The organism is Pseudomonas sp. Pdm06 (genome assembly GCF_014851795.1).
Classification (GTDB): domain Bacteria; phylum Pseudomonadota; class Gammaproteobacteria; order Pseudomonadales; family Pseudomonadaceae; genus Aquipseudomonas; species Aquipseudomonas fluorescens_AA.
Map to the genome: position 1 here is coordinate 69,304 of NZ_JACVAH010000005.1, position 17,587 is coordinate 86,890.

The window sequence follows — 17,587 nt, forward strand, 5'->3', positions numbered from 1 at the left end:
GAAACAGGCGCCTCGATTTCTGCGAGGTCGCGTCGCCTCCATCGCGGGCAAGCCTTGCTCCCACATAAATCCCCTCGCCACAATGAGTCTCTCCATCACGAAATGCGCATTCACAACCGCGGCGCCGGCACTTGATCGAGCAGTTGCCCCAGCACCTGGTCTACCGACAGCCCTTCGATGTCCAGTTCCGGCGCCAGCCGTACCCGATGGCGCAGTACGGCCAGGGCGCAGCCCTTGATGTCGTCCGGCACCACGAACTCGCCGCCGCGCAACAACGCCCGGGCCCGGGCGCAACGGACCAGCGCAATTGAAGCACGGGGCCCGGCGCCGAGGGTCAAGCCCGGCCAACTGCGGGTGGTGCGGGCCAGGCGCACGGCGTAGTCGAGCACCTGGTCGTCCATCGGCAGGTCGCTGGCGATGCGTTGCAACGCTTGCACGTCCTTGGCTTGCAGCACCATGCGCAGCGGTTGCACGTCGAGCATGTCGGCACGGGTCGAGCGGCTGACCTGGCGCACCATGTCCAGCTCCTGGTCGGCGTCCGGGTAGTCCATGCGCACCTTGAGCATGAAGCGGTCGAGCTCGGCTTCCGGCAGCGGGTAGGTGCCTTCCTGTTCGATGGGGTTCTGGGTGGCCAGCACCATGAACGGCTGGCTGATGGGCAGGGCGCGGCCTTCAAGTGTGACCTGGCGTTCCTGCATGGCTTCGAGCAGCGCGGCCTGGGTCTTGGCCGGTGCGCGGTTGATCTCGTCGGCCAGCAACAGGTTGGTGAACACCGGGCCCTTGCGCAGCTTGAACTGCTCGGTCTGCAAGTCGTACACAGCGTGCCCGGTGACGTCGCTGGGCATCAGGTCGGGGGTGAACTGGATGCGCGCGAACTCGCCGTTGAAACAGCGAGCCAAGGCGCGCACCAGCAACGTCTTGCCCAGCCCGGGAACGCCTTCGAGCAGCACGTGGCCGCCGGCGATCAGTGCCGTGAGCACATCGTCGATCACGCTGGCCTGGCCGACCACCGCCTTGCGCAGCTCGGTGCGGATCGCCTGGGCCAACTGACTGGCGCGCTGGCGCTGTTGGGCGGCGTGGGCCTGGCCGTCGGTAGGTTCGTTCTGTTCAGTCATAAGGCATTCCTGAGGGTTTGCAAATGGGCGACCTGGCGGCAGAACTCTGCGCTGGACATACGCTGTTTCGGTCGTGGGCTCAAGGCCTGGCTGATGGCCCGCGTGGGTTGCCGGGTCAGGCGGGCGAGTACTTGCCATTGTTCGGCGACGGCCAGTTGTTCGAAGCCTGGGTGAAGATGGCGGGCCCGGCGCAGCACGTCTTGTTGCAAGGCGTGCAACAGGTGCTGCTGGCCGTTGTGGCGCAGGTGGAAACCGGCGCTGGCCTGTACGTGTTCTTCCAGTTGGCGCCGGGCCTGGGAGGCCGGTGGTTGCAGCGGGCCGTGGCGCACCGCCGAACGCCAGAACCACAGGGCAACCAAGGCCAGCAGTGCCACCAGCGCCTGGGGGAAATAGCGCAGCAACAGGGTCAGCAAGGTGTCGTGGTCGGTGTTGAACAGCAGGGTGACGTCCGTGTCGGCGCTCAAATACCAGAGCAGCCAGGCGTTGTCGTACTGGTCGATGGCGTCGTTCTTCCACAGCTCGGCGTCGGTGATCACGGTGATCGAGCCGAGGCCGAGGTTCAATTGCATCATGTGGGTCGACAACGCGCTGTTGGCCCAGGCCTGGGCCAGGTTGTGCGGGTCTTCGAGGTGGAAGTCGGTGTCGAAACCGGCATACGCTGGCGCTTCTTCGTCTTCCAGGTAGAGCTTGGTCAGTTCCGGGTAACGGTCCTTGATCAGTTCGGGCGCGGGCTCCTTGAGGTCTTCGCTCAGCAGTTGGCGCAGGCGCACGCGGTCGAGCAGCAGGTCGCCGCTGCTGCCGGTGCTCTTGTCCCACAAGGCTTCGGCCACAAAAACCAGGCGTCCGCCGGCCCGGGTCCAGTTCATCAACTGTTCGACTTCCCGTGGCGTCATGTGGGTGCGCTCGCCCAGCAACAGCAGGCTGTGCTGGCGTGGCTCCAGGGTGGGCAGCACCTCCAGGCTGTTGGCGTGCTCGACGTTGATCCCCCGCTGGCGCAGGAACAGTTCGGCGGCCAGGTAAGGGTTGGCCTGTACTTCTGGAGAGGGGCCGTGCTCGACGACCTCTTCATAGGGCACGGCCTGGGTGTAGAGATAAAAACCGAATGCGCACACCACGGCGGCCAGTACGGCGCCGATCAGCCACCCCGCGTGCCGGCTCATCGAGACGCTCCCGGCCCGAACAACCCGCGCCAGCCGTCACACAGTTCCTGTTGCAGGTGGAGCGGCGGCGGGCGATGCCCATAGGCAATGTTTTGCCAATGCAGGGTCAGGCTTTTGCTGAAGCCCAGCAGGTTGTCCTGCTCAAGCTGTTCGACGCGTTGCAGCACCTGGCCTTCGGTGTCGGACGGTTTCAAGGGGATCTTGAAATCATGGTGCAATCGGCTGAGCAGTGCCCGGTACAGCAGGCCCAAGGCTTCACGGGGTTGCGTGGCCCACAGCTGTTCGACGCTGGCGGCGACGTCGGTCGGCAGGCTTTCTTCACGAATATCCAGGCCGAACATGTGTGCCGGTGCCGCTCGTTCCACGGGCAGGCGTTGCGTCGGTCGCCGATTGACCAGGGCTTTGAGGCGTTCCCGGTAGTGCCAGGCCAGCCAGACGATCGCACCCACCAGGCAGGCCCAGAGCGCGACCTGGATCAGCGCGGCGGCGATGTCGAAGCGTTGGCCGCCGAGCCATTTGAACAGGGCCTTGAGCCAGCTCGGTTTGGCCTCGGTCTCGTCGCTGGGTTCGGCGGTTTCTTCGCCGAAACGATAACGGGTGACGGTCTGCGGGTTCTTGAACGGCGGGGCGTCGAGGATCGCCTTGATGCCGTCCCGGGAGGCTTCGCTGGTGAGGGGCTGGTTGAGCAGGCGCGGGCTGTCGGGGGCGTTGGGCTCCTCGTCGGCCCACACCGGGGGCGCCAGCGGCAGCATCACCAGGGCCAGCAGCAACAATGCCGGGGCCACGCCGGTCAGGCGCTGGCGCAGGCGCCGGAACACCAGTTCGATGTCCCACGCTTCGAGGATCGTGCGCCGATTCAGGTAGAGGCTGAAGCCGCAGGCGACGTACACCGGCTCCCACAAGATCAGCAGCAGCGGGTAGAGGAAGTTGACCAGGTGTTCGAACCACAACCAGTTTTGATCGGCCGCTGACACCAGCGTCTCCCAGTCCCATTGCAGTTCGACTTGTTGCGGCACGAACAGATAGAACAGGGCCATCAGGCCGAACCACAGGGCGGTTTCCAGGTGCATGCCGATGATGGTCAACCATTGCGCCGCGCCGCGGTTGCGTTGCAGCAATACCCGTATGCGTTGCTCCCGCGCCCCACCGGCGAGCCCTTCGAGTTGCACCACCGGCAGCAGGAAGCTGCGGCTCAGGCTCAGTCGGCGCCAGGTCAGGCTGGCCAGCAACTGGGGCTTGAGCAGCGCCGGCCATTGGCGCAAGGCCTGTCGCAAGGTGGGGGTCTCGCCAAACAGCGCCTTGGACAGGATGTACAGCGGCAGACGGTCGAAGGCCGGTTTCAACCACCAGAACAGCATCACCACCAGGGACGGTGAGTCCCACAGCAGCAGGGTCAGCAACAGGTACACCGGCAGTGTGATGATCGCCCAACTGGTCATCAGCAAGCGTCGATGCTGCTGGCTCATCAACACGCCAAGGTCCATGGCTTCCCAGGTGGTGCGTGGGCGGATGACGACGGTGGCATCACTCAGGCGCATGGCGGGCCCGTCCGGCAAGCGACAGATAGCTGATGACCAACAGCCACAACAAGGCGCCCACGGTGTATTTGGTGGCGGGCGTTACCGCGCTGGAAGACCAGTAGGCCTCGATGAACGCGGCGATGAGCAGGAACAGCATCACGCCGCCGATCATCAGCACGCTTTTACCCGCCGCGAGCCGCAAGGCCTCGCCACGGGTCAGGCGTCCCGGGGCGATCAACGCCCAGCCCAGTTGCAGGCCCGCGGCTCCGGCCAGGGCGATGGCGGTGAGTTCGAAAGCGCCGTGGCCGATCACGAACGACCAGAACGTTGTGCCCGAGCCGATCTGCGTCAGGTGCCCGGCCACCGCGCCAATGGTCAGGCCATTGAAAAACAGGAAGAACGCGCTCCCCAGCCCAAACATCAAGCCACTGGCGAACGTCTGAAAGGCAATGCCGATGTTGTGCATGATGTAGTAACCGAACATGACCCAGTCTTCGCTGGCGGCCCGTTCGACCGAGCGCCCCAGGTGCCCGGAGGCCGGGTCATACATGCTGCGGATCTGGCTGATTTCGTCGGCGCCCAGCACGCTGTAGACCAGTTCCGGGAACAGATAGACCAGTAGCCCGATGCCGACCAGACTGCCCAGGAACATCAGGCTGGCGGCCAGCACGAAGCGCCATTGCTCACGCACCAGTCGAGGGAAACCGACCAGGATAAAGGCCGAAAGGCTGGCCGATGGTCGGCTGCGATCCCGGTAGAGTTGCTGGTGACCGCGCAGCGCCAGTTGTTGCAGGGTGTCGACCAGCAAGCTGCTGTAGCCCCGAGCCTGGGCCAATGCCAGGTGATGGCAAAGCCGGCGGTAGGCGGCAGGGAAGTCACCGCTCTGGGGCACGTTGCGGCTGCGCTCCAATTGATCGAGTTGCTGGGCCAGTTGCTCCCATTCTCCTTGGTGGCGGCTTTCGAACAGGCTTTGCTTCATGTCGGCCCCAGCAGGCCGCGGGCGATGCCATTGAGTTCGGCGGTGGCGTTCGGCACCTGGACGTTCAGTGGCGTGGCCAGGATCGCGGCCAGTTCGTTGACCCGCGCCTGGGACAGTTCTGCCTGGCGTTCAGCGAAGCCCAGCACGGCGCGTTGCTCATGCAGGTTCAGGGTGAAAGGCGTGCGTATCGGCGGGGCCATGGGCAATGCGGGGCGTTTGACCGGTTGTTCGCGATACACCACCAGCGTACCGGCCGCGAGATCGCCCAGGCGCTTGAACGCCGGATGCTGCAGGCAGCAGATGGCCCCGAAGGTGTAGCCGAAGGGCAGCATGTCGACGAAACGCAGCAGGTTACGGATCAACGACGCCGACCAGCCGATGGGCCGGCCATCGTCCTGCACCACGCGCAGCCCCATGATCTGCTTGCCGGGAGAGCGCCCCTGGTTGAGTACCTCGAACAGCACCATGTACCACCAACTGACGACAAACAGCAGGATGGACCCCAGGCCGAGCCCCAGCTCGCCGAAAAACGCCAGGACCAGGAAAAAAACACCCAGGACCAAGCCGCGTATGCCCAAGTCGATGGCGAAGGCGATTGCACGGGGCATCAGCCCCGCCGGGCGCAGTGGCAGGTCGATGCCCTCCGGCGTTTCCACCTGGTAACGCGTGTCCAGGGGCGCGGGCAGCGTCGCGTTCCTTTGCAGTGCTGGTGTCTCGAGCATGGGCAACCTGAGTGGTGGGGCCGGTTCGAAGGGTCTATGGGCTGCGATGCTAGCAGCCTTTGTGTAGGCAAACGATATGGCCGTGCAGGTCATTTGATGGATCAGCCATGTTCATGGATTTGTGTGCTCACCCAAATCCCTGTGGGAGCCGAGCTTGCTCGCGATTGCGGTGGGTCTGGTTGCATCGATGTTGAACGTGCCGCCGTCATCGCGAGCAAGCTCGGCTCCCACATAAGGTCTGTGGTGTACATGGATTTTGTGAAGAAATTCAAAAGTTACACCACCGCTGGCCCAGGGCGGGTTCGAGCGCCTAGACTTCGCCAGTCTTCAGTTCAGGAACAGCCCGTGACTTCCATCTTCTGGTACGACTACGAAACCACCGGCATCAACCCGCGTTGCGACCGGCCCTTGCAGGTGGCGGGTATCCGTACCGATTTCGAGCTCAATGAAATCGACGAACCGGTGAATCTGTATTGCCAGCCCAGCGATGACATCCTGCCGCATCCGGCGGCCTGTGCGATTACCGGCATCACCCCGACATGCCTGGCCGAGAAAGGCTTGAGCGAAGCCGATTTCATGACCCGTGTCCACGGGCACTTGGCCGCGCCCGGTACCTGTGGCGCCGGCTACAACACCCTGCGTTTCGACGATGAAATGACCCGCTACAGCCTCTATCGGAATTTCTTCGACCCGTACGCGCGGGAATGGCAGGGCGGCAACAGTCGCTGGGACTTGATCGACCTGGTGCGCGCGGCCTATGCGCTGCGCCCGCAAGGCATTGTCTGGCCGCAGGAGGACGGTCGCGTCAGCCTCAAGCTCGAACGCCTGACCGCCGCCAATGGCATCGATCATGGCCAGGCCCACGATGCGTTGTCGGATGTGCGCGCGACCATCGCCCTGGCCCGCCTGGTCCGTCAGCAGCAGCCGCGGCTCTACGACTGGCTGTTCCAGTTGCGCAGCAAGCAGAAGGTGATGGACCAGATCCGCCTGCTGCAGCCGATGGTGCATATTTCCGGTCGCTTCTCGGTGGCGCGCAACTACATCGGCGTGGTATTGCCGTTGGCCTGGCACCCGAAAAACCGCAACGCCCTGATTGTCTGCGACCTGCACCTGGACCCCCAGGGCCTGTTGGACCATGACGCCGAAACCCTACGCCAGCGTTTGTATACCCGCCGTGAAGAACTGCTCGAAGGTGAGTTGCCGGTGCCGCTCAAGCTTATCCATATCAACAAATGCCCGGTGGTCGCGCCGTTGTCGGTGCTGCGCGTCGAGGACCAGCAGCGGCTGGAACTGGACATGGAGGGCTACCAACAGCGCGCATTGCGGCTAACTGACGCACAGAAAGTTTGGCAGGATAAACTTCAGGCTATTTATGGCCGCGAGGATTTCACCGCCAGCGAGGATCCCGAGCAACAGTTATACGCGGGCTTCTTGGGTGATCGCGATCGGCGTTTATGTGAACAAGTGCGTATGGCGGACCCGGCGCAATTGGCGCAAGCGCAATGGCCTTTCGATGATGAGCGTCTGCCGGAACTATTGTTCCGATATCGTGCACGCAACTTTCCAGACACCTTGAATCCCGAAGAGCAGGGGCGCTGGAGAATTTTCTGTCAACAACGTCTGTCCGCCCCGGAATGGGGAGCACCTAATACCTTGCAAAGTTTTGACGAGGCGATGGGAGAGTGGCTGGCCCTGTCTACGCCGATGCAGCGAGAAGTACTCGTGGAGTGGCAGGGCTACAGCCAGCAATTGCGCAAACGTTTAAGCCTTGAATCGCAATGAAATGAAAAGATAACAGGCATAAAAAACGCCAGTAAGCACTGGCGTTTTTTTGTTCGCAAAGAAGCTTGCGCCGCGGTGAGGCTTAGCCCAGCAGGGTTGCCCAGCCTTCTACCACGTCACCGCCCCACTTGGCTTTCCACTCTTTCAGAGTCTTGTGGTTGCCACCTTTGGTTTCGATGACTTCGCCGTTGTGCGGGTTCTTGTATTGCTTAACTTTGCGAGCGCGCTTGGTGCCGGTAGTTTTCACGGCGCCACGTGGCGCTTTGCTCGACTTGGCTTCTGGATCCAGCAGGGCAATGATGTCGCGCAGCGACTTGGAGTACTCGCCCATCAGCGTGCGCAGTTTGCCTTCGAATTCAAGCTCGGTTTGCAGTTTGTCGTCTTGCGACAGGTTTTTCAGGCGAGCTTGCAGTTCTTTGATGGCTTCTTCTGTGGCGCGGTATTCATTGATCAAGGACATGTGGACTACCTTATGTAGGACGCGGGTGACAAGGAGACAGTGCGGCAATAGTAATCAGACAGTTTCATCAAGTAAACATTTAACCGGTGTTTTATTTAATTAATTAGTGCTGCGCCACAAAAATGCCTGTTGCAGTTAAATACCGCGACAGTGTCTTCACATCTGTTCACATATAATCTGCCTTCCCGGGCCTCGCCGGCCATGGCTTGGGGCTGCCGGCCAGGATGCGGCGTGTCATCGATACTGCAGTTTTGCCGCGCAATGGCTAGAATGGCCGCCTTTGCGAAGTTCTGGAGTTCCCCTAATGCGCACTTTTCGTCTGGTGATTGCTTGCCCGGACCGCGTCGGCATCGTTGCTAAAGTCAGTAACTTTCTGGCGTCCCATAACGGCTGGATCACCGAAGCGAGCCATCACTCGGACAATCAAAGCGGTTGGTTTTTCATGCGTCACGAGATTCGTGCCGACTCTCTGCCCTTCGGCATTGAAGCCTTTCGTGAAGCGTTCGCCCCCATTGCCGAAGAGTTCTCGATGGACTGGCGTATCACCGACACCGCGCAGAAAAAACGCGTGGTGCTGATGGCAAGCCGCGAGTCTCATTGCCTGGCTGACCTGCTGCACCGCTGGCACAGCGATGAACTCGATTGCGACATCGCCTGTGTGATTTCCAACCATGATGACTTGCGCAGCATGGTGGAATGGCACGGCATCCCGTACTACCACGTGCCGGTCGACCCGCAGGACAAGCATCCGGCGTTCGCCGAGGTCTCGCGACTGGTCAAGCAGCACGACGCCGAGGTGGTGGTATTGGCCCGCTACATGCAGATCCTGCCGCCGGCCTTGTGCAGCGAGTACGCCCACAAGGTCATCAACATCCACCACAGTTTCCTGCCGTCGTTCGTCGGGGCCAAGCCGTACCACCAGGCGTCGATGCGCGGTGTGAAGTTGATTGGCGCCACCTGTCACTACGTGACCGAAGAGCTGGATGCCGGCCCGATCATCGAGCAGGACGTGGTGCGCGTCAGCCACAGCGACAGCATCGAAGACATGGTGCGTTTCGGCCGTGACGTAGAGAAGATGGTATTGGCCCGGGGCCTGCGTTATCACCTGGAAGACCGGGTGCTGGTGCACGGCAACAAGACCGTGGTCTTCTGACTGGGTTTTGGGCGCTTGTAGGAGCTGCCGAAGGCTGCGATCCTTTGATTTTTCTCTTTCGCTTGAGACTCAAGCGGTAGGGGAAAGATCGCAGCCTCGCTTCGCTCGTCAGCTCCTACAGGCGCAGCCGAGCGGGAGCAATCTCTGGCCACAATGATTCGGGCAACCTTCTTACGAGAGCACGCGCCATGACCGATCCATTGGACAAAGCCACCTCCAAGGCGCCAGCCACCCTGGGCGAGGGCTGCCTCAGCCGCTATGACCCCGACGCGTTGAGCCCGGAGGATGGCACCGAGTTTCCCGATGCCGCGCAATTGTGGGAGCAATTGCATCCCCAGGACGCGCCCGAACAGACGCCGTGACCGGTCAGGCTTGCCTGAGCCTGATCAGCTTCTTGATCAACGGCCGCCCGACCATCAGGAAGAACACCGGCCCACCGGCCACCAGGTAAAAGTAATAGGTCACCGCCCGCCAGATCAGGATCGCCGCCGCTGCGGTGGACTTGCCCACCATGGGGGCCAACAGCGCCGCCGAAGTCAGCTCGGCCGCTCCGGCACCGCCCGGCAGCAGGCTGAACTGCCCCGCGCTCAAGGACAGCATCTGGATCAGGAAACTCCAGGCCCATTGCAGGTCCGCACCCAGCCCCTTCAATGCCAGGTACAACACGCTGTAGCGCAGCGCCCAATGCAGGCAGGTCAGGCCGAAGACCTGGAACAGTGTCTGTCGTGGCAATTTCAAGGTGTCGGTGAAGGCCGCGAGGAAGTTCAGGATCTTGCGGCCCCAGCGTCGGCGGGTGGCGGTCTTTACCCGCAAGTGCCGCAGCATACGAGCGCCCAGCAGAATCAGCCGGCGGTGATAACGGGCCACCAGCACGCAGCCGAACAGCCCGCCAAACAATGAAATCGCGCTCAACGCCAGCATCCCTTCCAGGCGCTGGCTGAGGTTCTGGAACAGCGCGTAGAACAGAATGCCCACCAAGGCGCAGAGGAAGAACAGCAAGTCGCTCAGTTGATCCATGGCGAACACCGCGCTGCCATGGGCCGGGCGTACACCGTTGCGCGCCAGCAGGGCCATCAGCGTCAGCGGGCCGCCACTGCCTCCGGGCGTCGCGCACATGGCGAACTCGGTGGACATCACCACGCCCATGCTTTTCCACCCGCCGATGCGCCCACGGTATTCACCCAGCAGCAGGCGCAGGCGCACGGAATTCAAGCCCCAGCACAGCACGATCATGCCGAGCATGGTCAGCAGCAGGGACAGGGGAAAGCGCTGCACCCGCGACCACATTTCCCCGCCGCCGACCAGCAGCGGCACCAACAGCGCCGTGAGCAGGGCGGCGCCCAGCCAGATCAGCCGTTTCATGCGGCGCTGCGGGCCCGCAGCCCCTGGGTTGCCAGCCAGCCGACCTTGGTCATCGGCACGCGACCGTCGTTGAGCAGGCGTTCGAGGGTGCGCAGCCAATAGTCCCGGGAAAACCCGTGGCGCATGTCCACCGGGTGCAGGCCCAGGCGAATCACCGGGGCCTGGCGCCAGCGCTGTTCACGCTGGTCGCTGATGACCTTCGACAGGCCACGGCGCCAGGCACTGCGGGCACTCCAGACCAGGCCCGGCGCATCGATGACGCTGAAGTCGGGCAGGCGATAGAGGTGTTGGGTGTCACTGGTGTAGCTCAGCGGTAACTGGCGCAAGGCCTGGCGCGTGCCTTCGCTCATCAGCCAGGCCGGGGCGACGAAACCTTCCAGCGGCCAATGGTAGCGCTCAAAGGTGTCGATCCCGGCGCGCAGGCGGGCGAGGGCGGCGGCTTCGGACAGGTTGTAGAACTCTCCCTCATGGGTATAGACCCGGCGCATGAACCACTCCTTGGGGTGGCGGGCGACAGGGCCGTCGTCGCAATGGTAGTAGCCATGCAGCACCAGCTCGTCGCCGCGCTCGACCCGGCGGTCGAGCAGGCGGCGAAAGTCGGGGTGAGCCTCCAAAGCATTGGTACGGTGAAAGTCCGGCACCACCAGCCAGGTCATCGGCACTTGGCCGAGGGCATCCACGGCTTCGACGAAGGGCTGGTAGTCAGGCCAGGTTTGCGGTGCCACGTCGTGCAACACCAAGAGCACGCTGGGCGAAGAGCTCATCGACACGGTCCTCGCCTCAACCATTGGCCAGCAACGGCATTTGTTCGCCGAGCACGGCGTAGTAGTGCCCCAGCAAGCTGTTGACCACGGTGTCCCAGGCGTAATGACGCTCCACATGCCGGCGCGCCATCAGGCCACGGCGTTGGCAGCCTTCGCTGAACAGTTGCCGCACGGCATTGGCCATGGCCTGCGGATTGTTGGGCGTGCACAGCAGGCCGCAGTCCTCGTGGACGATTTCGGTGAAAGCCCCGGCCGCCACCGCCACCACGGGAATACCGCTGGCCATGGCTTCGAGGATCACCAGGCCGAAGGTCTCCTGGTCGCCGGCGTGCACCAGGGCATCGGCGCTGGCCATGAGCCGGGCGACTTGCGGCGCCGGGCAGAATTCGTCGACCACCGTGACGTTGTCCGGCACCACGGCGGGCATCGATGAGCCCACCAACAGCAGGTGATAGCGCTCGCCCAGGCGTTTCATGCACTTGAGCAGCACCGGCAGGTTTTTTTCCTTGGAGCCGCGACCGGCGAAAATCAGCAGGCGCGTGTCTTCGGCGATACCCAGCTCGGCCCGCAGTCCCGGGTCGCGGGCGGCGGGGGTGAAGGTTTGCAGGTCAACGCCCAAGGGTTGTACATAGACGTTCTTGACCCCCAGCCCGGTCAGCTTGTCGGCCATGACCTGGCTCGGAGCGAGGACCCGGTCGAAATTGCCGTACAACTTGCTGACATAGGCTTCGATATTGGGGGTGAACCAGTTGCCCATGCGGTTGCTCACCAACAGCGGCAGGTCGGAGTGATAGAAACCGATGACGGGCACGTCGAGCTGACGGCGGGCATCCAATGCGGCCCAGGCGGTGAGGTACGGATCGCCGACCTCGATCAGATCCGGTTGCAGATCGCGCAGGACATTGCGCCAGGGCGCCAGGCGAAGGGGGAAGCGATAGCCCTTGCCGAACGGCAGTGCAGGGGCTGGCACCTTGTAGATTCCGTCGTGCTCGCTCAAATGCGCGCCGGGGATCAACAGGCTGTGGCGAATACCGGGCCGATCGCCCAGGCGCCGGTGCTTGGCATCCAGATAAGTGCGCACGCCTCCGCTGGCGGGGGCGTAGAACATGGTTATGTCCGCTATATGCACGATGAACGTCCCTCCGGTCTGTGTTCTCCTGTGTTGACCTTTATGAAGAATAGATGTTCGGTTGGGGTTGTGGGGCGGGTGCGCTGCCAGTGGAGTATTGCGGGGTTTGACAGGGCCTCATCGCGAGCAAGCTCGCTCCCACAGAGATTTGGGGCGGGGCACAGATCCCATGTGGGAGCGAGCTTGCTCGCGATAGGGCCTGCCCAGGTTCGCAGCTATTATTCCTGCTGCCAGGGCCTCAATGCGCCAGGCATGCTTTTATATAAGCGTGCAAAATGGCGTCATATCGCAAACACACGGGTGACCACATGCCTGACTCATCGCAACTCGTTATCGGTGCCGACCTCAGCGGCCAGCCCATCGCCCAGGCCATGCGCCTGGCGAATCGTCATGGCCTGGTGGCGGGTGCCACCGGGACCGGCAAGACCGTCACCTTGCAGCGCCTGGCCGAAATGTTCAGCGATGCCGGCGTGGCGGTGTTCGCGGCGGATATCAAGGGTGACCTGTGCGGCCTGGGTGCTGCCGGCAACCCCCAGGGCAAGATCGCCGAGCGCATCGCCGGCATGCCCTGGCTCAACCACAAGCCCCAGGCTTATCCGGTGACCTTGTGGGATATCCACGGCCAGTCCGGGCATCCACTGCGCACCACCCTGAGTGAAATGGGCCCGTTGTTGATCGGCAGCCTGCTGGAACTCACGGACAGCCAGCAGTCGGCGCTCTACGCCGCGTTCAAGGTGGCCGACCGTGAAGGCCTGTTGCTGCTGGACCTCAAGGACCTGAAGGCGCTGCTCAATCATCTCAAGGACAACCCCGAGCTGCTGGGGGACGACGCGGCGCTGATGACCACCGGCTCCAGTCAGGCGCTGCTGCGGCGCCTGTCCACTTTGGAACAGCAGGGCGCGGACGCGTTGTTCGGCGAGCCGGCGTTGCAGCTCGAAGACATCCTGCAACCGGCCAGTGATGGCCGTGGCCGCATCCACTTGCTCGACGCCAGTCGCCTGGTCCACGAAGCGCCGAAGGTCTACGCGACGTTCCTGCTGTGGCTGCTGGCCGAGCTGTTCGAACAGTTGCCCGAGCGCGGCGATGCGGACAAGCCGCTGCTGGCGCTGTTCTTCGATGAGGCGCACTTGCTCTTTGCCGGTACGCCCAAGGCTTTGCAGGAGCGCCTGGAGCAAGTGGTGCGGCTGATCCGTTCCAAGGGCGTGGGGGTGTATTTCGTGACCCAGTCGCCGGGTGACTTGCCGGACGATGTGCTCGCTCAGTTAGGGTTGCGTATCCAGCACGGCTTGCGGGCCTTCACGGCCAAGGAACAGAAATCCCTGCGGGCGGTGGCCGACGGTTTCCGGCCCAACCCGCAGTTCGATGCCCTGGCGGTGCTGACCGAGCTGGGCATCGGTGAAGCCCTGGTGGGCACCTTGCAGGAAAAAGGCACGCCGGAAATGGTCCAGCGCGTGCTGGTGGCGCCCCCGCAATCGCGCATCGGGCCGCTGAGCGAGGCCGAGCGCGCCGGGTTGATCGCCAGTTCGTCGCTGCAAGGGCGCTACGACAAGCCCATTGATCGCGAATCGGCCTACGAAGTGCTGATGGGACGCAAGGGGCTGGAGCCTCAGGCCGAAGCGGTGCCGGGCAAGTCCGCGGACGAAGAACCCAGCTTCACCGAAAAGGCCGGCGAGTTCCTCGGCACGGCAGCCGGCCAGGCGCTCAAATCGGCGATGCGCCAGGCGGCCAATCAACTGGGCCGGCAACTGGTGCGCGGGTTGATGGGGTCGTTGCTGGGGGGTAGCAAGCGGCGCCGGTAGTCGGGACCGAGTTGCCCTCTTCGCGAGCAAGCTCGCTCCCACAAGGATTGGTGTCGTACACGAAATAGGTGGCCGCTGCAGATCCACTGTGGGAGCGAGCTTGCTCGCGATTGCTATCTAGCCGGCGCCGAAAATCTCAATCCTTGGGCCGCGCATGTGCCGCCAATCGCTCCAGCGCCGCCCGCAGGTTGGGATCGGTGATGCCGTCGGCGGTGGCCTGGATGGTTGCTGCGGCGTCGGTGGACAGATCCAGCGTATGGCCCTTGGCGCCGACCTGGACGGTGGGTGGCTGCACTTTGAACAGGATCCGCGTCAGGTTGGCGAATTCTTCGAACGCCTGGAGTTGGCGCAGCAGGCGTTTTTGCTGGTAGCGCAGGCGCGTGGCCCAGTGGCCGTCGGTGACGATCAACAGCAGGCTGCCTTCGCGCCAGGACGCCACGTGGCAATGCTCGCGCGCGGCCGGTTGCAACTGGCTGTCCAGCAGGCGCTGCAAGTGGCCCAGGCGTTTGGCGTGGCCGAAGATGGCTTTCAGCGGCTTGGCTTCGCGCAGCAGAACGGCGGGCGCCTTGGCTGGAAGAGGGCGGAAGGCCATGAATGAATACCGCAAGTGACAGAGGCGCCATGGTAGCAGAAAGCGCCGGACGCGCCTCGACCCTCTCGCCCAGCGGCTTTTGGCCACACAATCAGTGAGTAACTTCTGCGCTTTGTGGGTTGAAGTTCGCGCAAAAGCCCTTATTTTAGGGTGGCCCCGTCACAGCGCTGTGCCAGCATCGTGGAATAACGCCACTTTCCTCTCCATCGTTTCCGGGTAGAATGCTCGTTCGCATGCGGCCATGAGGGCTGCACGGGCGACTCATGGGGCCGCCCTCCATCCCTTTAGTGTGGAAGATCCTGCCGATATGTTTGCGCCTTTGTTAAAGAAACTTTTTGGAAGCAAGAACGAGCGTGAAGTCAAGCGCATGCTCAAGACGGTACAGACTGTCAATGCCTTCGAAGAGCAAATGGTGGCCCTTTCGGACGATCAGTTACGCGCCAAGACTGCCGAATTCAAGGACCGCATCGCCAAGGGGGAAACCCTTGACCAGCTCCTGCCCGAAGCCTTTGCGGTCGCCCGTGAAGCCGGCAAGCGGATCATGGGCATGCGCCACTTCGACGTTCAGTTGATCGGCGGCATGACCTTGCACGAAGGCAAGATCGCCGAAATGCGTACCGGTGAGGGCAAGACCCTCGTGGCGACCCTGGGCGTGTACCTCAACGCACTGTCCGGCAAGGGCGTGCACGTGGTGACGGTCAACGACTACCTGGCCCGCCGCGACGCCAACTGGATGCGCCCGCTCTACGAATTCCTCGGCCTGACCGTCGGCGTCGTCACGCCGTTCCAGCTGCCGGAAGAGAAGCGCGCCGCCTATGCCGCCGACATCACCTACGGCACCAACAACGAATTCGGGTTCGACTACCTGCGCGACAACATGGCGTTCAGCATGGAAGAAAAATTCCAGCGTGAACTCAACTTTGCCGTGATCGACGAAGTCGACTCCATCCTCATCGACGAAGCCCGTACCCCGCTGATCATTTCCGGTCAGGCCGAGGACAGCTCCAAGCTGTACATCGAGATCAACAAGCTGATCCCGCAGCTCAAGCTGCACGTCGAGGAAGTCGAAGGCGAAGTGACCCAGCCCGGGCACTACACCATCGACGAGAAGACCCGCCAGGTCGAGCTCAACGAAGCCGGTCACCAGTTCATCGAGGAAATGCTCACCCGCGTCGGCTTGCTGGCCGAAGGCGAGAGCCTCTACTCGGCCCATAACCTGGGCCTGCTGACCCACGTCTATGCCGGCCTGCGTGCCCACAAGCTGTTCCATCGCAACGTCGAGTACATCGTCCAGGATGGCCAGGTCGTGCTGGTGGACGAACACACCGGCCGTACCATGCCGGGTCGTCGCCTGTCCGAAGGCCTGCACCAGGCCATCGAAGCCAAGGAAGGCCTGAACATCCAGGCCGAGAGCCAGACCCTGGCCTCGACCACCTTCCAGAACTACTTCCGCCTGTACAACAAGCTGTCCGGCATGACCGGTACCGCCGACACCGAGGCGTTCGAATTCCACCAGATCTACGGCCTGCAAGTGGTGGTGATCCCGCCGAACAAACCGCTGGCCCGCAAGGACTACAACGACCTGGTGTTCCTGACCGCCGAAGAGAAGTACGCGGCGATCATCAACGACATCAAGGAAGGCATGGCCCAGGGCCGTCCGATCCTGGTCGGTACCGCCACCATCGAGACCTCCGAGCACATGTCCGCCTTGCTCAACAAGGAAGGCATCGAGCACAAGGTCCTCAACGCCAAGTTCCACGAGAAGGAAGCCGAGATCATCGCCCAGGCCGGTCGCCCGGGTGCGCTGACCATCGCCACCAACATGGCCGGTCGTGGTACCGACATCCTGCTGGGCGGCAACTGGGAAGTGGAAGTCGCCAGCCTGGAGGGCCCGACCCCCGAGCAGATCGCGCAGATCAAGGCCGACTGGCAGAAGCGTCACCAGCAGGTGCTCGAGTCCGGCGGTTTGCAGGTGATCGCTTCCGAACGTCACGAATCCCGTCGTATCGACAACCAGTTGCGTGGCCGTGCCGGTCGCCAGGGCGACGCCGGCTCCAGCCGTTTCTACCTGTCCCTGGAAGACAGCCTGATGCGTATCTTCGCCTCTGACCGGGTGAAGAACTTCATGAAGGCCCTGGGCATGCAGCCCGGCGAGGCGATCGAGCACCGCATGGTGACCAACGCCATCGAGAAGGCCCAGCGCAAGGTCGAAGGCCGCAACTTCGATATCCGCAAGCAATTGCTCGAGTTCGACGACGTCAACAACGAACAGCGTAAAGTGATCTATCACATGCGTAACAGTTTGTTGGCCGCCGACAACATTGGCGAAACCATCGCCGATTTCCGCCAGGATGTGCTCAACGCCACTGTCAGCGCCCACATCCCGCCGCAGTCGCTGCCGGAACAGTGGGACGTCGCCGGCCTGGAAGCCGCCTTGCAGAGCGATTTCGGCGTGGCATTGCCGATCCAGCAATGGCTCGACGAAGACGATCACCTGTACGAAGAAACCCTGCGCGAAAAACTGCTGGCCGAACTGATCGCTGCCTACAACGAGAAGGAAGACCAGGCGGGCGCCGAGGCACTGCGCTCCTTCGAGAAGCAGATTGTGCTGCGGGTACTGGACGATCTGTGGAAAGACCACCTGTCGACCATGGATCACCTGCGCCACGGTATCCATTTGCGTGGTTACGCCCAGAAGAACCCGAAGCAGGAGTACAAGCGCGAGTCCTACACGCTGTTCTCCGAGCTGCTCGATTCGATCAAGCGCGACTCGATCCGTGTGTTGTCCCATGTACAGGTTCGCCGCGAAGACCCAGCCGAGGAAGAAGCCCGCCTGCGTCAGGAGGCCGAAGCCCTGGCTGCGCGCATGCAGTTCGAACACGCCGAAGCCCCTGGCCTGGAAGTGGTCGCCGAAGAGGGCGTCGATGTGGATGTCGCCCTGGCGACCGCACCGGTGCGCAACGAGCAGAAGCTGGGCCGCAACGAACTGTGCTATTGCGGTTCGGGCAAGAAATACAAGCATTGCCACGGGCAGATCCAATAAACCCGTC

The 17,587-nt window shown here is 62.8% G+C and carries 15 protein-coding genes; 5 read left to right on the top strand and 10 right to left on the bottom strand.

The features are described from left to right. Window positions 1-110 precede the first annotated feature (110 nt). From IB266_RS10280 to IB266_RS10300, 5 genes are read right to left on the bottom strand one after another with little or no spacing between them, the layout of a single operon-like run. Window positions 111-1,115, bottom strand: coding sequence for an AAA family ATPase (locus IB266_RS10280; RefSeq protein ID WP_092332372.1), 1,005 nt, complete (start codon window positions 1,113-1,115; stop codon window positions 111-113). Continuing rightward, window positions 1,112-2,275, bottom strand: coding sequence for a DUF4350 domain-containing protein (locus IB266_RS10285; protein ID WP_192261134.1), 1,164 nt, complete (start codon window positions 2,273-2,275; stop codon window positions 1,112-1,114). The genes IB266_RS10280 and IB266_RS10285 overlap by 4 nt, the downstream gene beginning before the upstream one ends. Then, entirely contained in the window at window positions 2,272-3,813 is a 1,542-nt protein-coding gene (locus IB266_RS10290) for a DUF4129 domain-containing protein (RefSeq protein WP_192261135.1), read from the bottom strand. The genes IB266_RS10285 and IB266_RS10290 overlap by 4 nt, the downstream gene beginning before the upstream one ends. Further along, on the bottom strand, window positions 3,800-4,774 hold the full coding sequence (locus tag IB266_RS10295) for a stage II sporulation protein M (RefSeq protein ID WP_103311124.1): 975 nt from the start codon (window positions 4,772-4,774) through the stop codon (window positions 3,800-3,802). The genes IB266_RS10290 and IB266_RS10295 overlap by 14 nt, the downstream gene beginning before the upstream one ends. After that, on the bottom strand, window positions 4,771-5,496 hold the full coding sequence (locus tag IB266_RS10300; RefSeq protein WP_192261136.1) for an RDD family protein: 726 nt from the start codon (window positions 5,494-5,496) through the stop codon (window positions 4,771-4,773). The genes IB266_RS10295 and IB266_RS10300 overlap by 4 nt, the downstream gene beginning before the upstream one ends. Window positions 5,497-5,841: 345 nt before the next feature. On the opposite strand from IB266_RS10300, the gene sbcB reads away from it, so the two are divergent. Beyond that, a complete protein-coding gene (gene sbcB, locus IB266_RS10305; RefSeq protein ID WP_192261137.1) occupies window positions 5,842-7,278 on the top strand; it encodes an exodeoxyribonuclease I in 1,437 nt (478 codons plus the stop codon). 82 nt (window positions 7,279-7,360) lie between these two features. Here the strand turns inward: sbcB and mvaT are convergent, their stop codons facing one another. Next, window positions 7,361-7,738, bottom strand: a complete 378-nt coding sequence (gene mvaT / locus IB266_RS10310; RefSeq protein WP_003205091.1) for a histone-like nucleoid-structuring protein MvaT — start codon at window positions 7,736-7,738, stop codon at window positions 7,361-7,363. Window positions 7,739-8,042: 304 nt separating this feature from the next. Here mvaT and purU point away from each other — a divergent pair, with 304 nt between their 5' ends. Beyond that, complete coding sequence (purU, locus tag IB266_RS10315; protein WP_060740880.1) at window positions 8,043-8,891, top strand: formyltetrahydrofolate deformylase; 849 nt, start codon at window positions 8,043-8,045, stop codon at window positions 8,889-8,891. A gap of 188 nt (window positions 8,892-9,079) precedes the next feature. After that, complete coding sequence (locus tag IB266_RS10320; RefSeq protein ID WP_175459486.1) at window positions 9,080-9,253, top strand: hypothetical protein; 174 nt, start codon at window positions 9,080-9,082, stop codon at window positions 9,251-9,253. A gap of 4 nt (window positions 9,254-9,257) precedes the next feature. On the opposite strand, the gene IB266_RS10325 is transcribed toward IB266_RS10320, so the two are convergent. Genes IB266_RS10325 through IB266_RS10335 form a run of 3 tightly spaced genes read right to left on the bottom strand, consistent with a single transcriptional unit; the run spans window position 9,258 to window position 12,125 of the window. After that, window positions 9,258-10,253, bottom strand: coding sequence for a lysylphosphatidylglycerol synthase transmembrane domain-containing protein (locus tag IB266_RS10325; RefSeq protein WP_192261138.1), 996 nt, complete (start codon window positions 10,251-10,253; stop codon window positions 9,258-9,260). Continuing rightward, window positions 10,250-11,017 (bottom strand): DUF2334 domain-containing protein, encoded by a 768-nt coding sequence (locus IB266_RS10330; RefSeq protein ID WP_192261139.1) that lies wholly within the window; start codon window positions 11,015-11,017, stop codon window positions 10,250-10,252. The genes IB266_RS10325 and IB266_RS10330 overlap by 4 nt, the downstream gene beginning before the upstream one ends. A gap of 16 nt (window positions 11,018-11,033) precedes the next feature. Continuing rightward, complete coding sequence (locus tag IB266_RS10335; RefSeq protein WP_192261140.1) at window positions 11,034-12,125, bottom strand: glycosyltransferase family 4 protein; 1,092 nt, start codon at window positions 12,123-12,125, stop codon at window positions 11,034-11,036. 329 nt (window positions 12,126-12,454) lie between these two features. Here IB266_RS10335 and IB266_RS10340 point away from each other — a divergent pair, with 329 nt between their 5' ends. Next, on the top strand, window positions 12,455-13,945 hold the full coding sequence (locus tag IB266_RS10340) for a helicase HerA-like domain-containing protein (protein WP_192261141.1): 1,491 nt from the start codon (window positions 12,455-12,457) through the stop codon (window positions 13,943-13,945). Window positions 13,946-14,081: 136 nt separating this feature from the next. Here the strand turns inward: IB266_RS10340 and IB266_RS10345 are convergent, their stop codons facing one another. After that, on the bottom strand, window positions 14,082-14,537 hold the full coding sequence (locus IB266_RS10345; protein ID WP_003205074.1) for a DUF721 domain-containing protein: 456 nt from the start codon (window positions 14,535-14,537) through the stop codon (window positions 14,082-14,084). A 307-nt stretch (window positions 14,538-14,844) separates the two neighbouring features. Here IB266_RS10345 and secA point away from each other — a divergent pair, with 307 nt between their 5' ends. Then, window positions 14,845-17,580 carry a preprotein translocase subunit SecA gene (gene secA, locus IB266_RS10350; protein WP_192261142.1) on the top strand — a complete coding sequence of 912 codons (2,736 nt, stop codon included), beginning with the start codon at window positions 14,845-14,847 and terminating at the stop codon, window positions 17,578-17,580. Window positions 17,581-17,587 lie beyond the last annotated feature (7 nt).

Excerpts from the sequence above, each read along its gene's own strand:
- IB266_RS10280 (WP_092332372.1), bottom strand. The coding sequence starts at position 1,115 with ATGACTGAACAGAACGAACCTACCGACGGCCAGGCCCACGCCGCCCAA.
- IB266_RS10285 (WP_192261134.1), bottom strand. The coding sequence starts at position 2,275 with ATGAGCCGGCACGCGGGGTGGCTGATCGGCGCCGTACTGGCCGCCGTG.
- IB266_RS10290 (WP_192261135.1), bottom strand. The coding sequence starts at position 3,813 with ATGCGCCTGAGTGATGCCACCGTCGTCATCCGCCCACGCACCACCTGG.
- IB266_RS10295 (WP_103311124.1), bottom strand. The coding sequence starts at position 4,774 with ATGAAGCAAAGCCTGTTCGAAAGCCGCCACCAAGGAGAATGGGAGCAA.
- IB266_RS10300 (WP_192261136.1), bottom strand. The coding sequence starts at position 5,496 with ATGCTCGAGACACCAGCACTGCAAAGGAACGCGACGCTGCCCGCGCCC.
- mvaT (WP_003205091.1), bottom strand. The coding sequence starts at position 7,738 with ATGTCCTTGATCAATGAATACCGCGCCACAGAAGAAGCCATCAAAGAA.
- purU (WP_060740880.1), top strand. The coding sequence starts at position 8,043 with ATGCGCACTTTTCGTCTGGTGATTGCTTGCCCGGACCGCGTCGGCATC.
- IB266_RS10320 (WP_175459486.1), top strand. The coding sequence starts at position 9,080 with ATGACCGATCCATTGGACAAAGCCACCTCCAAGGCGCCAGCCACCCTG.
- IB266_RS10325 (WP_192261138.1), bottom strand. The coding sequence starts at position 10,253 with ATGAAACGGCTGATCTGGCTGGGCGCCGCCCTGCTCACGGCGCTGTTG.
- IB266_RS10330 (WP_192261139.1), bottom strand. The coding sequence starts at position 11,017 with ATGAGCTCTTCGCCCAGCGTGCTCTTGGTGTTGCACGACGTGGCACCG.
- IB266_RS10335 (WP_192261140.1), bottom strand. The coding sequence starts at position 12,125 with ATGTTCTACGCCCCCGCCAGCGGAGGCGTGCGCACTTATCTGGATGCC.
- IB266_RS10340 (WP_192261141.1), top strand. The coding sequence starts at position 12,455 with ATGCCTGACTCATCGCAACTCGTTATCGGTGCCGACCTCAGCGGCCAG.
- IB266_RS10345 (WP_003205074.1), bottom strand. The coding sequence starts at position 14,537 with ATGGCCTTCCGCCCTCTTCCAGCCAAGGCGCCCGCCGTTCTGCTGCGC.
- secA (WP_192261142.1), top strand. The coding sequence starts at position 14,845 with ATGTTTGCGCCTTTGTTAAAGAAACTTTTTGGAAGCAAGAACGAGCGT.